Annotated in this window: 15 protein-coding genes; 9 read left to right on the top strand and 6 right to left on the bottom strand. The window is 59.7% G+C overall.

All coding sequences use genetic code 11. The features are described 5' to 3' along the window. The first annotated feature begins 139 nt into the window (after nt 1-139). The 7 genes from IE091_RS05405 (at nt 140) to IE091_RS05375 (ending at nt 5,262) form a co-directional block, all read left to right on the top strand. Nucleotides 140-271: an entericidin A/B family lipoprotein gene (locus IE091_RS05405; protein ID WP_016915839.1), complete on the top strand. Its 132-nt coding sequence runs from the start codon at nt 140-142 to the stop codon at nt 269-271. A gap of 7 nt (nt 272-278) precedes the next feature. After that, nucleotides 279-791 carry a YqiA/YcfP family alpha/beta fold hydrolase gene (locus tag IE091_RS05400; protein WP_096923352.1) on the top strand — a complete coding sequence of 171 codons (513 nt, stop codon included), beginning with the start codon at nt 279-281 and terminating at the stop codon, nt 789-791. Nucleotides 792-897: 106 nt separating this feature from the next. Continuing rightward, complete coding sequence (locus IE091_RS05395) at nt 898-1,074, top strand: DUF6435 family protein (RefSeq protein ID WP_144984375.1); 177 nt, start codon at nt 898-900, stop codon at nt 1,072-1,074. 3 nt (nt 1,075-1,077) lie between these two features. Continuing rightward, a complete protein-coding gene (locus tag IE091_RS05390; RefSeq protein ID WP_229800762.1) occupies nt 1,078-1,995 on the top strand; it encodes a ChaN family lipoprotein in 918 nt (305 codons plus the stop codon). Nucleotides 1,996-2,316: 321 nt separating this feature from the next. Next, nucleotides 2,317-2,733: a hypothetical protein gene (locus IE091_RS05385; protein ID WP_229800761.1), complete on the top strand. Its 417-nt coding sequence runs from the start codon at nt 2,317-2,319 to the stop codon at nt 2,731-2,733. Nucleotide 2,734: 1 nt separating this feature from the next. Then, the gene (locus tag IE091_RS05380) at nt 2,735-4,246 is read left to right on the top strand and encodes a tripartite tricarboxylate transporter permease (protein WP_189462985.1); all 1,512 of its coding nucleotides are present in this window, start codon (nt 2,735-2,737) and stop codon (nt 4,244-4,246) included. Between the two features lie 47 nt (nt 4,247-4,293). Continuing rightward, on the top strand, nt 4,294-5,262 hold the full coding sequence (locus IE091_RS05375; RefSeq protein ID WP_039183263.1) for a tripartite tricarboxylate transporter substrate binding protein: 969 nt from the start codon (nt 4,294-4,296) through the stop codon (nt 5,260-5,262). A gap of 109 nt (nt 5,263-5,371) precedes the next feature. On the opposite strand, the gene ntrC is transcribed toward IE091_RS05375, so the two are convergent. From ntrC to glnA, 4 genes are all read right to left on the bottom strand, one after another. Further along, complete coding sequence (ntrC, locus tag IE091_RS05370; RefSeq protein ID WP_016915831.1) at nt 5,372-6,799, bottom strand: nitrogen regulation protein NR(I); 1,428 nt, start codon at nt 6,797-6,799, stop codon at nt 5,372-5,374. Then, nucleotides 6,792-7,853, bottom strand: coding sequence for a nitrogen regulation protein NR(II) (gene glnL, locus IE091_RS05365; RefSeq protein ID WP_039183267.1), 1,062 nt, complete (start codon nt 7,851-7,853; stop codon nt 6,792-6,794). Before glnL ends, ntrC begins: the two co-directional genes overlap by 8 nt. Before the next feature lie 186 nt (nt 7,854-8,039). Continuing rightward, nucleotides 8,040-8,522 carry a DUF4124 domain-containing protein gene (locus tag IE091_RS05360; protein WP_096921621.1) on the bottom strand — a complete coding sequence of 161 codons (483 nt, stop codon included), beginning with the start codon at nt 8,520-8,522 and terminating at the stop codon, nt 8,040-8,042. 125 nt (nt 8,523-8,647) lie between these two features. After that, nucleotides 8,648-10,054, bottom strand: a complete 1,407-nt coding sequence (glnA, locus tag IE091_RS05355) for a glutamate--ammonia ligase (RefSeq protein WP_189462984.1) — start codon at nt 10,052-10,054, stop codon at nt 8,648-8,650. A gap of 587 nt (nt 10,055-10,641) precedes the next feature. Between glnA and IE091_RS05350 the strand changes: the two genes are divergently transcribed. Beyond that, complete coding sequence (locus IE091_RS05350) at nt 10,642-11,259, top strand: hypothetical protein (RefSeq protein ID WP_039183272.1); 618 nt, start codon at nt 10,642-10,644, stop codon at nt 11,257-11,259. Between the two features lie 91 nt (nt 11,260-11,350). Here IE091_RS05350 and IE091_RS05345 read toward each other — a convergent pair whose 3' ends face one another. Further along, nucleotides 11,351-12,376, bottom strand: coding sequence for an acyltransferase family protein (locus IE091_RS05345; protein ID WP_189462983.1), 1,026 nt, complete (start codon nt 12,374-12,376; stop codon nt 11,351-11,353). 124 nt (nt 12,377-12,500) lie between these two features. On the opposite strand from IE091_RS05345, the gene IE091_RS05340 reads away from it, so the two are divergent. Next, on the top strand, nt 12,501-13,442 hold the full coding sequence (locus IE091_RS05340; protein WP_422822517.1) for an alpha/beta hydrolase: 942 nt from the start codon (nt 12,501-12,503) through the stop codon (nt 13,440-13,442). Here IE091_RS05340 and IE091_RS05335 read toward each other — a convergent pair. Beyond that, entirely contained in the window at nt 13,412-15,031 is a 1,620-nt protein-coding gene (locus tag IE091_RS05335; RefSeq protein ID WP_189462982.1) for a sensor domain-containing diguanylate cyclase, read from the bottom strand. The genes IE091_RS05340 and IE091_RS05335 overlap by 31 nt on opposite strands. Nucleotides 15,032-15,099 lie beyond the last annotated feature (68 nt).

Here is a 15,099-nt window from a genome sequence, read left to right as displayed (position 1 = left end):
TGCGTCTAGCGCATTTTTAGCCTGCCAACGCCGTTTGTGTCACACAGTCAGAACGACCAGTGGCGAGCCCTCTCGTTAACGCTTATGTTATACATCGAATGCCCCACTCTCGGGGATGGGCCCCACTGAGGACACGCTCATGAAACGCTCCATGCTGCTTGGCATACTCTTGATGTCGACCCTGCTGGTCATCAGCGGATGTAATACGGTTCGTGGCATGGGTCAGGATATCGAGCGGGGTGGCGCCGCCATTCAGCGCTCGGCGGAATAACCCCATGATGATGACGGTCTTTCTTTCCCACGGCTTGGAGAGCGGCCCAGGCGCCCTGAAGATACAAGCGCTGAAAGGCGTCGCGGAACACGTGGATGACTGCGAGCCCGTGGTCATGGATTATCGCGGCATGAGCGAGCCGGCGGCACGCTTGAGCCACCTGCGTGAGACGCTGAATGCCCGAGGCGACGACCCATCCCGATGCATTCTGGCAGGGTCTAGCCTGGGCGGCTGGATCAGTGCGGCACTGAGTGCCGAGACGCCCATGCTGGGCTGCTTCCTGTTGGCTCCCGCACTCGGCATGCCCCGCTACCCGGAAACCTCCCCTTTCATTCAGGCCCGACACACCCATGTGATCCATGGTTGGCAGGACGACGTGGTGCTGCCAGGCCCGGTCATCGAGCACGCCCAGCGCCAGCGGCTCTCGCTGCGCATGGTGGATGACGACCATCGGCTGCACCAAAGCCTGGATGTCATCTTGGCGGATTTCACGCGGTTTCTGGCCACGTGTGCAGCGTGATGCATCCTCTCCTATTGTTCTGCTTGTTAAATGCTTTGCTTGTCAAAACCTCGACATGAGCCCCCAAAACCTATACAAATAATATACACACGATAGGAGGCAGCTCATGTTCGGACTCTTCAAGCGCGACCCCAAGAAGAAACTTCAACAGGCCTACGAACGCAAGCTCACCGAGGCCATGCAGGCGTCGCGCAACGGCGACATGCGTGCCAATGCCACCCTGACCGCCGAAGCCGAAGCGCTTTTGGAAGAGATCAACCGTTTGAAGGCAGAAGGCCACTAACCCGTGGGTCGTTTGCCAAAGGGCGCGAGCTGCCTGATGCTGGCCTTGGGCATAGCGGCACAGACACAGGCACAGGCACAGGCACAGGCACAGGCAACAGAAGCATGCCAGCTTCAGGGTCGCTGGTGGCAATCGGGTCAGCCCGCGACGCCCAATGAGGTACTCGGCTTGGCAGCGCAGCGGTCAGTCGTGCTGCTCGGGGAACGGCACGACGCCATGGAACACCACCGCTGGCAATTGCACACCCTGGCAGGCCTGTACGCCCATGAGAGCGACATGGTGATTGGCCTGGAGATGCTGCCCAGAGAAGCGCAGCCGGTACTGGAGCGCTGGGTGGCGGGAGAGCTATCCGAAGAGGAGTTTCTGGAGCAGAGCGAGTGGCAGGAAGCCTGGGGGTTCGATCCTGAGCTTTACTGGCCCATCCTTCACTTTGCACGCTTGAACCGCATTCCACTGAAGGCGCTCAACATTACTCCTGCCTTACGCCAGCGGCTGACCAGCGAAGAGAGCGGCCACATTCCACCAGAGCAGCGTTACGGTATACCTGCCCCGCGACCTGCCAATGACGCCTACCAGACTTACCTGGAGGAGGTCTTCGACCAGCATGCCATGGGGCAAGACAACCCCGACATGCTGGAACGCTTCATTCGAGCGCAGCTCAGTTGGGACATTGCCATGGCGCAGGGGCTGGCAGACGCTACCCAAGAGAGCACTCTGGCCGTAGGCCTGATGGGCCTTGGGCATGTCGTGCATGGCCATGGCGTAGCGCACCAATTGGAAGGACTGGGCATTCAAGATACGCTCAGTCTCTTGCCCTGGGAGCTGGAGGAGTGCGCGCTTCCCGACCCCACCTTGAGCGATGCGATCTTCATTGTGCCCACCCCGTTGACCACATCATCACCGGCAGCTAACGGCCCGTGACTCAACACACATCACGCTCATAACGTTTATTAGCTAACTAATAGCATTTAAACTTGTTGCCGCTGCCATGACCCTTTATATCTCGATTCACGATCACGCAGCGCTTCGATATCATGCTGCGCGCTTACTCTCCCCGCTTGCTCTTCCCGCTTACCATTCCTTACTCATAAAAGCGTTGACTGTCCCGTTTAATCAGACCTGTATTACCAATTGATTACAATGACGGCCGCTCATACGGTAGAACGCTTCTTCATCTGCCGATACCGCCCCATGACACCTGACTCTCAATTACAGCGAAGAAACGTGTGGTCTGGACTCGGAGTGACCCTGGTTGCCTGCTGGCTGCTGGTCTGGTTGATTCCACGCTACGGTGGCTCGGGCATGGCGTTTGGCATGCATCCACAGCGTTTGGCGACGCTGGGCGCCTGGGTCATGCTGCTGTGTGCCGCCACGCTCATGGTCATCAGTCTTATTCGCTTGAAACAACAACACGCCCCTCTCTTCAACCGTTTATCACTTATTGACTTGTGGCATCAAGTTTGGCCTTTCTTATATGTATTACTTTTTATCATATTGGCCAACTTTATTCCTTTAACGTGGCTTGCGCCTTTTATCATCGGCTTTCTCGTTGCACTATTGGGTGAACGGCGCTGGTATGTCATTGCACTTTCCGCCGCGATTCCTACGGCTGCGCTTTATTTACTGACCGTGCAACTCATGCGCATAGGAATTGTTTAACATGCCAGAACTCAGTGCCATTACCAGTGCCTTTGGCGATGCCTTAACACTGCACTCCATCAGTGTCATTCTAGGGGGCGTTTTACTGGGCTATATCGTGGGCGTCATTCCTGGCTTGAACCGTTCGGTCGCCATTGCCATTGCCATACCGCTCACTTTCTACATGTCGGCCTATGCCGCCATCGCCTTTTTGATTGGCCTTTCAAAGGGCACGGCGGCGGGCAGCGCCGTCTCTGCCATTTTGCTCAACACCCCAGGCGAGCCCTCTTCTGCAGCCACCTGCCTGGATGGCTACCCCATGGCCAGCAATGGCCAGCCGCGCAAGGCGCTCAAGGTAGGGCTCTTGGCATCGGTGGTCGGCGACCTGCTTTCGACACTGCTGCTGATCGTCGTGGTCATTCCCTTTGCCTCGATTGCTCTCAAGTTTGGCCCTTATGAACTGGCTGCCATTCTCATTTTTGCACTGGTCTTCATTGCCGGGATGGCCGGAGGCTCTTTTTTAAAGGGCATGGCCGCCGGAGGCATGGGCGTTATTTTAGGAACCGTCGGGTTAGACCCGGAAACCGGCGCCATGCGCTTTACGTTTGGCTACGCGGAGCTGATGGAAGGCGTGCCCATTCTCCCTTTGGTCATCGGAACTCTGGCCCTCTCCGAAATGTTCGTACAACTGGAAGCTTATCGGCGTAATAAAGGCGCCAGCTCCGTCAAGCTTGGCCATAACCCCGAAGACGACCTCTCCTTTAAAGAGTTTAAAAGCACCTTGCCGACCATCTTTAAAAGCACCGGCGTCGGGGCTTTCGTGGGCGCGCTGCCGGGTCTGGGGCCATCGGTAGGCTCGTTCATGGCGTACGGGCTCGCCAAACGCGGCGCCAAAGACCCGGATAGCTTCGGCAAGGGCAACCCCAATGGCATTGCCGCCGCCGAGGCCGCCGACAACGCCGTCATTCCCGCCAGCTACATTCCGCTGTTCGGGCTGGGTATTCCCGGCAGCGTGTCGGCAGCGCTACTGGTGGGTGCTTTCATGATCCACGGTATTCAGGTCGGCCCGCTGATGCTGCGCGACCACCCCCAGATGCTGTTCACCATTTTTGCCGGCATGGTGGTCGCTAGCCTGATCATGCTGGCCGTAGGCTGGTACGGGCTGCGTATCTTTGCCCGCGTCACGGATGTGCCGCAGAACATCGTCATCCCCGTGGTGATCTTTCTCTGCCTGGCCGGCATTCAAGTGCAGGGCTACGGCACGTTTGGCCTGCTGACCGTGTTTGGTTTCGCGATCTTCGGCTATTTCCTGAAGAAGCATGACTACTCCTTCGTGACCTTTCTGGTCGCTTTCATCGTCACGCCCATGCTGGAGATGAACCTGCGCCAGTCGGTCATTCTTTCCGGGGGCGACATCGGCATTCTCATGCAGCGCCCCATCGCGCTGACGTTTGTGGTCGCCACTGGCCTGCTGGTACTGCACCTGCTGTGGAGCAGCTATCGCCAGTACCGGCTGCGTCGGCAACACGGCTAATACCGAGCAACCTTCACTACCAAGAAAAAACCATCGAGGAAACCACCATGAAAAAGCATCTTCTGACCACCGCCATCGTTTCGGCAGCGCTGACCCTAGCCGCTGGCACCGCCCAGGCCAATGACTTCCCCAGCAAGCCGCTGACCATGGTCGTCGGCTTTGGCGCAGGCGGCAGCACCGACATTCAAGCCCGCGTGCTGGCCAACGTACTGGAAGAAGAGCTGGGCCAGCCGGTGAACGTGGTCAACCAGCCGGGTGCTGGCGGTGGCGTGGCCTTGACTCGCCTGGCCAACAATAACGACGAAGGCTACACCTTTGCCTTTGGCACCTCCATGACCATCACCTACGGCCCGTTGGCCACGGAAACCGCCTACCAGCTGGACGACTTCCGCTACGTGGCGGGCGTGACGCTGGGCCAGTCGGCCATCGTGACCGGCGAGAACCGCCCCTTTGGTGACAGCTGGGAGTCGCTGGTGGAGTATGCCCGTGAAAACCCCGGCACCAGCTATGCCACGCAGACCGCCCTGGATCGCATGATCATCGAGTACATTGCCCAGCAGGAAGGTCTTGACCTGCGCATCGTGCCCACAGCGGGCGGCGCTGGCATGGCACCGCTGATTCTTTCTGGCGACGTCGACTTCGCCTACAGCGGTGGCACCCACTCCGGCTACGCAGAAACGGGTGAAATGCCGGTACTGCTGAGCCTGGCAGAAGACCGTCTGGTAGCCTTCCCGGATGCGCCCAGCCTGCAGGAAGCCGGTTATGACATCAACCCGGCTGAAATTCGCGTGGTCATGGTGCCCAACAACACTCCGGATGCCCACGTAGAGCGCCTGGCAGAAGCACTGGAAGCCGCTACCCAGGATGAGCGCTTCATCGAGATCACCGAAGAGCGCATTCTGATGCCGGTGGTGTACCTGTCGGAAGAAGACGTCACCCAGACCCTCACCGAGCAGACCGAAAGCTACAAGGCGCTGATCGAAGAGTTGGGCGGCGTACCGGGCGCAGACGACTAAACTGCCCCGCATGCCGTGAACAGGATGGCATGAAAAAGCCCGCTGACCGTGTCAGCGGGCTTTTTAGTGGTTCCGAGCCGGGATCGCCGAGCCTACGGCGATCAACTGCCTATTCGTCGGCAAGCGCAGGCAGCAGCGTCTTGAGCTTGCGCGTCAAGGTATTGCGCCCCCAGCCCAGCAGCTCGGCCGCTTCCCCCTTGCGCCCCCCGGTGTGCTTCAGGGCGGTTTCGATCAGGATGCGCTCGAAGTCCGGCACTGCTTCTTCCAGCAGGTGCGTATGCCCTTCGGCCAGGGCGTGGTCGGCCCAATCCCGGAAGGCCGAACGCCAATCACCGTAAGCGCCCCCTTCCGGCGCGCTGACCGAGCGCAGCTCAGGCGGCAGGTCCTCGATCAGGATCTCCCTGCCAGACGCCATCACGGTGAGCCAACGGCAGATATTTTCCAGCTGGCGAACGTTGCCCGGCCACGGCAGCCGAGTCAGATGGGCCTCTGCCTCGGTGGTCAGTACCTTGATGTCGGTGGATAGCTCCTTGGCCGCCTCCGCCAAGAAATGGCGAGTCAGGCGGGGGATGTCTTCACGGCGCTCGGCCAGGCGCGGCAGGTGCACCCGAATCACGTTCAGACGGTGGAACAGATCCTCACGAAAACGCCCTTCATCCACCAGGGATTCCAGGTTCTGGTGGGTGGCAGCAATGATGCGCACATCCACCTTGACCGGCGTATGGCCGCCGACTCGGTAAAACTCGCCATCGGCCAGTACCCGCAGCAGGCGCGTTTGCGTCTCGGCGGGCATGTCGCCAATTTCATCCAGAAACAGCGTACCGCCGTTGGCCTGCTCGAAACGCCCCTGGCGCTGCTGGGCGGCGCCGGTAAACGCGCCTTTCTCATGGCCAAACAGCTCCGATTCGATCAGGTCACGAGGAATCGCCGCCATATTGAGGGCAATGAACGGCTTGCCGGAACGCGGGCTGTGCTGATGCAGCGCCTGGGCCACCCGCTCTTTACCGGTGCCCGACTCCCCATTGATCAAGACCGTGATATGAGAGTGCGACAAGCGCCCGATGGCGCGAAACACCTCCTGCATGGCAGGCGCTTCGCCGATGATCTCGGCGCTCAGCCCTTCCGGTACGCTGACCGGCCGCTGCCGCTCGCGGGCATGGGCCACCGCGCGCCGCACCAGCGCCAGCGCTTCGTCGACATCAAAGGGCTTGGGCAGGTACTCGAAAGCGCCCCCTTGGTAAGAAGCCACCGCGCTATCCAGATCCGAGTGGGCGGTCATGACAATGACGGGTAAATCGGGATGGGCGGCACGCACGCGGGACATCAGGTCCAAACCGTCGATGCCTGGCATGCGAATATCGGTGACCAGCACGTCCGGCGGGTTTTCCAGCAGCCGAGCCAGCGCCGTATCCGCCCGCTCGATACACTCTACATCCAGGTCGGGTTGCGCCAGCGCGCGCTCCAGCACCCAGCGGATAGCGCGGTCATCATCGACGATAACCACCCGTGCAACATCGGTACGTGTCGCCTCAGTCATGACGCATCTCCGGTAAATTAATAACCAATGGAATCAGTAAACGAAATTCGGTGTGTCCGGGTCGGGAATCGCATTCGATCAATCCTTGATGTTGGTGCAAAATTGACTGAGCAATCGACAGTCCCAGGCCGCTACCTTCCGCGCGACCTGACACCATGGGGTAGAAGAGCGTTTCGCGAAGCGCATCGGGAATGCCGGGGCCGTTATCGATGACACCCACCTCGCTGACCAGCCGATGACGCTCGGCCCCCAGGGTGAATTGGCGGCGGGCACGGGTGCGCAGGGTCAGCGTGGGGGACGGCGTGTCGGCTTCGCTCATGGCCTGTACCGCGTTGCGGGCCACGTTCAAGACCGCCTGAATCATCTGCGACTCGTCGCCAGAGAGGTCGGGCAAGCTGGGGTCGTAATCGCGATGAACGGTGACCTGCGGGTGCTCGGCCAGCAATAGCGCACGCACGCGTTCCAGCACTTTGTGAATGTTCACCGGCTCATGCTTGATGATGCGATTGGGGCCCAGCATGGAGTCCACCAGATCGCGCAGACGATCCACTTCCTCGACGATGATGTGGGTAAACTCCCGCAAGGCCGGGTCGTCCAGGTCGCGCTCCAGCAGCTGCGCCGCACCGCGGATACCGCCCAAGGGGTTTTTCACCTCATGGGCCAGCCCGCGGGCCAGTACCTTGATGGTTTCCTGGCGGGTGGTCAGCGCTTCTTCTCGGGAAATCTGCATCAGCCGGTCGCGGGGCTCTACCTCCAGCAGCAGCTCTTCGGCAGACAGCGGCGTCACGGTGTAATCCACCGTCAAGGGTTCACTGTTGAGCGGCGTAATACGCGCTTCGCGTTGGGTGTAAGGGTGAAACGCATCGCGTGCCTTGGCCAGCACGTCATCGATACTCTCATCGCCGCCCAGCAAGGTATCCAGACTGATGCCTTGTACGCGGCTGAAGCTCACCGCCAACAGCGCCTCGGCGGCCGGATTCATCCAGCGAACCCGAAGTTCGCCGTCCAGCAGCAGTACCGCCGTGGTGAGGTGTTCCAATAAGCGCTGATACATGGCGTGTCCTGAAGCGTCGCTAACCGTTGCGTTAGAGATTTAGCTGAGGAAGTGCAAAAAGCGCGCCAAGTTACCCAAAACGACGCCATGCACGGCTTGGGGGCAGCCTGCCGATGCCGCTCGGGCATTTATAGCGCACGGGCAGGGAGATTTAGCCAGCCTGATGCACCATTATAGTGCATTGCATTAATCGGCGATAAAAATCGTCACCTGATCGGTGCGATGCTGGATACGCCCCTGGCTGTCCAGCAGCTCTGCCTGCAAACGATGCTGCCCTGGGGGCAGGCCTGCCAGCCAAAAAGCATCGCTGTGCAGAGGAGATTGGCTAAGCTCGCCGTTGACGAGCAGCTGGATCTGGTGGTCCTCGCGCAGCGCCGGGGAAACGCTGACCTCCACGGGCGTCATGCCACCGCGCAGCGACGCCCCTGGCGCGGGGGCAACGATGACGAACCGGTCATAAGGCATGAACGGCTGGCCCGGACGCCCCAAAGGCCGTGCCGCCGAAGGCGCGGCTGGGCGGGTGGCGGCAGGCAAGCTGGGCAAGGGCGCCAGCCGCAGCACTTCGCCTCCGCGCTCGGGGTTATCGGTAAACGTGACGTTGCCCTGGGCATCGACGATGCGGTACACCGTTTGCGCCTGGGCAGCGCTTACCCACAGGCAGGCAGCCACGAAAACCCCTGTGGATAATAGGACTGACCATGCAACACACCGCTTGCTCACCACGCCGCCTCCTCACCTATTCTGCCCATGGCTCGTCACACCGCAAGGGTGATCTTAGCAGTCATGCCATCAGCTTAGCAGCTGTAGTACATGTCGAACTCGATCGGGTGAGTCGTCATGCGGATACGCTCGACGTCTTCCATCTTCAGTTCGATGTAGGCGTCGATCATATCGTCGGTGAACACGCCACCTTCGGTCAGGAACGCACGGTCAGCATCGAGTGCTTCCAGCGCTTGATCCAGGCTGTTGGCCACTGTCGGTACGGCCTTGCCTTCTTCTGGCGGCAGGTCGTACAGGTTCTTGTCCATGGCATCGCCTGGGTGGATCTTGTTCTTGATACCGTCGATACCCGCCATCAGCATCGCTGCGAACGCCAGGTAGGGGTTGGCGGTCGGATCAGGGAAGCGAGCCTCTACACGCTTGCCTTTCGGGCTCGCAGTGTAAGGAATACGGATAGACGCAGAGCGGTTACGAGCACTGTAGGCCAGCATGACCGGCGCTTCGAAGCCCGGCACCAGACGCTTGTACGAGTTGGTAGAAGCGTTGGTGAAGGCGTTCAGAGCACGGGCGTGCTTGATGATACCGCCGATGTAGTACAGAGCCATTTCAGACAGGCCAGCGTACTCATCGCCCGCGAACTGGTTCTGACCATCTTTCCAGAACGACTGGTGTACGTGCATACCAGAACCGTTGTCGCCTACCAGCGGCTTCGGCATGAAGGTAGCGGTCTTGCCGTAAGCGTGCGCCACGTTGTGGATCACGTACTTCATTTCCTGAACTTCGTCGGCCTTCTTCACCAGCGTGTTGAACTTCACGCCGATTTCGTTCTGACCGGCGTTGGCCACTTCGTGGTGGTGTACTTCGACGGTCTGGCCAATCGCTTCCAGGGTGTTACACATGGCACCACGGATATCGTGGAAGCTGTCGACCGGCGGAACCGGGAAGTAGCCACCCTTGAGGCGCGGACGGTGACCCAGGTTGCCAGTCTCGACCTTGCTATCGGTGGCCCAGGCGCCTTCGTCGGAAGTGATCTTGTACATGGAGCCTTGAATGTCGGACTTCCAGTGCACTTCGTCGAAGATGAAGAATTCGGGCTCGGGGCCGAAGAACGCAGTGTCACCCAGGCCAGTGGACTCGAGGTAGGCCTCGGCGCGCTTGGCGATGGAACGCGGGTCACGGTCATAGCCCTGCATGGTGGCAGGCTCGATGATGTCGCAACGCAGGATCAGGGTAGCGTCTTCGGTGAAGGGGTCCAGGAAGCCGGTGCCGTCTTCCGGACGCAGGATCATGTCAGACTCGTTGATGCCTTTCCAGCCATTGATGGAAGAACCATCGAACATCTGGCCGTTTTCAAAAAACTCTTCGTTCACGTCACGCGCAGGCACGGTCACGTGCTGCTCTTTACCGCGTGTGTCGGTGAAACGCAGGTCTACCCACTTAACGTCATGTTCTTCGATTAGCGCAAGAGTCTTGGCTGACATAGTGTCCTCCGGTATGAGCGTGGCTTAGAGCTTGAAACAATAAGCTATCGATAAAAGTGTTATTCAACAAATCGTCTACATGCCTTGGCACGTGGCGCGTTTGTCTTTTTTGTTCGCTTTACGTTTGCTTGACCATGGATAACAAATCGCCCAGCGATCATTTCAGACCGGCTATCGTTGTAGCACGCCAAGCGGCTTCTGCCTATGGCCTGCTAGCGACTGACAAACGGCCCATGAAACTGTTCATGAAACTGCCTACGAAGCTGTCACGAAATATAAGCACGTAGCATGCCAACTTTGCACCAATATGGCTTTTAAAAAAATAACAGCATGATTCAAAAAGCAAAAATCATTTTCTCCGATGCCTCCTGATGTAGCATTTACCCACTACGCTACTGCATGGAGCACGTCTCAAGCTCAATATGCACCAAAAAAATACAAAAAATTCCCTTATTGCACAAAATCAGTGCATAGCAAGGCAGTCTATTTTTATTCTTTTCTCCACCATTTCTCCTTGCTACGAAAAGAAACCAATGCCTACAATAAATTACAAACGGAAAGTTGTTACTACAAAGGAAGCCGCTTTCATGGGTACGGTTTGCTTTATCGTCGATGCTTCCGTGGCGGGAGCCTGGCTTCCTCGCCACCTGCGCTCCATTCGTCAATCTGGCCTGGCCGAGCATCTCGTGCCCGTGATCGTGACCGCCGCGTTTCTGGATGAGCGCTTCGCGACCCTGGAGCATCGTTTCCACGCCCACTGCCTCGTCACCCCAGAGAAGAAACTGGGCGCTCGCCTGAATCAGGCGGCGTATGTCAGCCAAGCAGAATGGCTGCTGGTGGCCATGCACAAACAGGTACTGCCTGCACAGCTATGGCCCCTGCTGTACCCCGAGCTGGATACGCAAACGCTGGATGCGCTGATCATCAGCGCGATGACGCCTCGGTTGCCAGAACGCCTGTGGCAGCAGCTACGTGGCCCTAACGCCGCATTGCCCCCTTACATGGCCATCAGCCGAACCTGGCTGGAGCGCCTGGGAGGCTTCGACCCCGAGCTGGAGGTCACGGCAATGACCGACCTGCTCCAGCGCCTGCATGCCTGCCCCACCCGCCTGAAGACCCTCAGCGGGCAAGCACTGGGGTTGCCGCGAGGCTCGCCACTGAGCGCGTTGAAAGCACGCTTTTCTACCGAAACACCCCCACACTGATCGTCGCCCTCATCCCTTCATCACTCTTCAACGCCTTCCCCAATGCACAAGGCATCTGAACGGCCCCAGCGAGGCTTACCTAACGCCAACCTCATACTTTCAGGCGTTTGCCAAATAGCATGGCGCCCCAGGTGGTGGTGTTCACCGCCTTGTTCAACAGCACCGAGCCCACGCTGGCCACCACGATCAAGAGCAGTGCGTAAAGCACCAGCGGCAGCGTTTCCACGCCGACCAAGGTATCGGTAATGGCAAAAAACATCGGGTGGGCCAGGTAAATACCGAAAGAGTAGGCATTGATGTAGCGCACCCAGCCAGGCGCTCGGCGCCCCTTCAAGCGGCGCATGGTCACCAGCACGAACAGCACGAAAAAGGGAATGACCCAGACTTCCTTGGAAGAGAACGCCAGCCAATGAGCAAAGGTGGCCATCACGATCAGCGCCACCCATCCCCATAGCCAACGGGACTGCGACAGCGTTTGCAGCCACACGGGGCGCTCCTGCAGCACGGCACGAGGCGCCAGCGGGTAATAGCGCACCAGCACCAGCGCCAGAAAGAAGAGATACACCCACCCCAGGGGTGCGATCCACAGCAAGTAGCCTGGGGGTTCTACCTGGAACCAGTACGCCAGCCCCCAGTAGGCCATGCTGACCACACACGCCACCCACAGCCAGGGCACCGGATTCACCCGCCACAGCTGCCAGCGGGTAAATGCCCAATACGCCGCATAGAACTGCATGGCGATGATCAAGAAATACCCGTGCCAGCCCGCATAGATGAAGTAGCTGCGCGCATTGGCCAGGAAGCCCACGGCATCGTCGCTGCCCGACAACCGCCACCACTCTGCCGTCGAATAGATGAAGCCATACATCAGGTAAGGCAGCATGACGTACTTGACCCGCTGGAGCAGAAAGCCCGGCGGGACCTGCTTGTCGTAACGCACGGCGAAAACGAATATCGAGATGAACAGGAACACGGGGGTGCCCAACACCAGGGGAATCCGCATGAGGTCGGTGGCCAGGTTATCTACCCGCTGGTTCAAATGGTCCAGCCAATGAAACAAAAAAACGGCAATGCAGCCGTAAGCACGAAGCCAGTAGATTTCCTCGATTTTCTGCATCCAGCCTCCCGGTTTTCCCCCAGCGCACCGCCTAGCCGCTATCCTGTTAACAGCGGTCGAGAGTGAACACCCGCGAGCCGCCTGTTGTCCGACCTTGTAAATGCCCGTAAATTCCGGAGGCCCCGTGATCAGAAGAACTGCCTTGCAACGCATTGCTCTGCTGGCTGGACGCTTGGCCGGACTCTTTGGCTGGCTGGTGTTGAGCAACGTCGCACTGGCAGGCGAGGTGGTGCGCGACCAGTTCTACTCCCCCACGCTGGGCTACGATTACCCTTATACGCTTTATTTACCCGATGGCTATGACAGCCAGGCGACAACACCCTACCCCGTGATCTACCTGTTGCACGGTTCGTTTGGTAACGAGCTGGACTGGGCCACTCGGGGTAACCTGCCACAAGTGGCAGACCGGCTGATTCAGGCAGGGCATATTCCCCCCGCCGTATTCGTGATGCCAGGCAGCCGCAGCTGGTGGGTAGATGGTCATAACGAACCCGCCCGCAGCGCCTTTTTCAACGACCTGATGCCTCACATCGAAGCCCACTACCACGTGGGCACCACTCGTGAGCAGCGAGGGGTGGCCGGGCTTTCGGCAGGCGGCTACGGCGCGCTCAACTTCGCGCTGGAACACCCCGAAATGTTTGCTGCCGCCGCCGCGCTGAGCCCGGCCAGCTACGTGCCCACGCCGCCCAGCAACTCCTCGGCGCACCGCCACCCCACCTTTCTGGATGAACGGGGCCAGTTCGACCAGGCACTGTGGGAGCAGCTCAATTACCCCGCGCACCTGGAACACTATCGCCTTCAGGTCACACCGCGCCCCGCCGCCGAACAGGGTGACACTCCGCCCGTGCCGCTCTACATCAGCGCCGGGCGCAGCGACGTATACGACGCCGAATACCACGCTCGCCAGCTACGCCAGGCCATGGAACGCATTCAGCCAGAGCTGGTGCGGCTAGACCTGTACCCCGGTGGGCACACTTGGCGTGTATGGCGGGCCAGCCTGCCCGCCGCGCTCAACTTCCTGTTCCAGTACGTGGGTCACGAAGCACCTGGCGAAACGGGCGCATAGAGCACCGCCTGGTTACGCCCCTGCGCCTTTGCCTGATACATCGCCTGGTCGGCGCAATGGATCAGCGTGGACTCTTCAGCAGCGTGCAGGGGCAACAGCGCCACTCCAATACTGGCCGAGACATGGACCTCCCCCACCGACAGCGTGAACGGCACCGCCAGCGCCTGGCACAGCTGGTCTGCCACCCTCAGGGCCTCTTCGGCACCCACAGGCCCACTCAGCATGGCCACGAACTCATCGCCCCCTATGCGCCCCACATGGTCGCCCCCGCGCAGCCGCTGCCGGAGGCGCTGGGCCACGGCCTGCAGCAACTGGTCTCCGACGCCATGACCAAAACGGTCGTTGATGGGTTTGAAATCATCCAGGTCGATGAACAGGAGCGCCAGCGGTGTATCGCATCGTTTGGACTGGGCGATGGCACTACTCAAGTGGCTGAAGAACAGCGACCGATTGGGCAAGTCGGTCAAGGTGTCGTGCTGGGCCAGATGCAGCACTTTTTGCTCCATCTCTCGGCGTGGCGTCACATCATGGGAAATCCCCAGAAAGCTCATCACCTGCCCCTGCTCGTCCAGCAGCGGTGCCCCGTTGGTAAAGTGCCAGCGCCACTCGCCGTTGGCGTGCTGCACCCGGTACTCGATCAACCCCTGGGGCGCCCCGGTGCGGTAAACCTTTTCGATATACCGCTGGCAGGCTTCCAGGTCTTCCGGGTGCAGCACGAAGCTCATGTTCTGCCCCAGCACCTCCTCGACCTCATGGCCCAGAATGCGCGGCCAGTTCGGCGACACATAGGTCAGCGTGCCTTCGGCATTCAGCGTGTAGATGATGTCGTTGGCCTGCTCGACCAGCTGGCGAAAACGCTGCTCGCTGGAGCGCAGCGCGGCCTCCAGCGCCTTACGCTGGGTAATGTCGTTGGCATAGCCTGTCCATAGCAGGCTGCCATCGGGCTGGCGGCGAGGACGATCATGGGCCTCGACCCAAAGCATCTCGCCATCGCGACGAAACATGCGAAACTCACTTCGCCAGGGCGTCAAGGAGCGCGCACTTTGCAGTGAACCTTCAATCACCGTATCGCGGTCACTGGGATGAATGTTGGCCAACAACGTTTGGGCATCTGCCAGCACCTCTTCCACGGTGGCACCAAACAGCTCCGTGACCCGCTGGCCCACGTAGGTGTAGCGCCACGCCCCCTCCAAGGAGAGATGCAGCTGGTAGACGAACCCCGGCAGCTGCGAGAGCAGATCATCCAGCGACTCGCCAAACGGCAGCATCAATTGGCTCAGTTCGCCATACACCGCTCGCTGGCTCCCATCGCGCACGGGCGAAAGCTGCAGTTGCCACGCCCGCCCCGACTCCCCCCACCGGACATTCAACGCGCATGGCTGCTGCTGTTCGTCACAGCGGCGAATAGTGTCCAGCACGCTCGCCCCATCCAATGGAAAACAGCGCCCCAAGGCCGCTTCCGAGCCCATGGCTTGCCAACCGGCCACACGCCGAAAAGCAGCATTGCCCTGAACGCACGCCTGGCCATCGCACATCATCACAAACAGCGGGGTCGCCGACTGCTCGAACAGCGCATGGTATAAGTGCATGGGCGCTCCGCTCCCTGGTTCGTAAACGGTTAAGTTAAGCGGCCCAGCCCACGGTGTCCACGAACATT

The sequence above is a fragment of the Vreelandella hamiltonii genome (assembly GCF_014651775.1).
In the GTDB taxonomy this organism is placed as follows: Bacteria; Pseudomonadota; Gammaproteobacteria; order Pseudomonadales; family Halomonadaceae; genus Vreelandella; species Vreelandella hamiltonii.
This window is presented reverse-complemented; position numbering and strand designations above follow the sequence as displayed.

Coding starts and splice junctions, on each gene's coding strand:
- IE091_RS05405 (WP_016915839.1), top strand. CDS start 140: ATGAAACGCTCCATGCTGCTTGGCATACTCTTGATGTCGACCCTGCTG.
- IE091_RS05400 (WP_096923352.1), top strand. CDS start 279: ATGATGACGGTCTTTCTTTCCCACGGCTTGGAGAGCGGCCCAGGCGCC.
- IE091_RS05395 (WP_144984375.1), top strand. CDS start 898: ATGTTCGGACTCTTCAAGCGCGACCCCAAGAAGAAACTTCAACAGGCC.
- IE091_RS05380 (WP_189462985.1), top strand. CDS start 2,735: ATGCCAGAACTCAGTGCCATTACCAGTGCCTTTGGCGATGCCTTAACA.
- IE091_RS05375 (WP_039183263.1), top strand. CDS start 4,294: ATGAAAAAGCATCTTCTGACCACCGCCATCGTTTCGGCAGCGCTGACC.
- ntrC (WP_016915831.1), bottom strand. CDS start 6,799: ATGACTGAGGCGACACGTACCGATGTTGCACGGGTGGTTATCGTCGAT.
- glnL (WP_039183267.1), bottom strand. CDS start 7,853: ATGTATCAGCGCTTATTGGAACACCTCACCACGGCGGTACTGCTGCTG.
- glnA (WP_189462984.1), bottom strand. CDS start 10,054: ATGTCAGCCAAGACTCTTGCGCTAATCGAAGAACATGACGTTAAGTGG.
- IE091_RS05350 (WP_039183272.1), top strand. CDS start 10,642: ATGGGTACGGTTTGCTTTATCGTCGATGCTTCCGTGGCGGGAGCCTGG.
- IE091_RS05345 (WP_189462983.1), bottom strand. CDS start 12,376: ATGCAGAAAATCGAGGAAATCTACTGGCTTCGTGCTTACGGCTGCATT.
- IE091_RS05335 (WP_189462982.1), bottom strand. CDS start 15,031: ATGCACTTATACCATGCGCTGTTCGAGCAGTCGGCGACCCCGCTGTTT.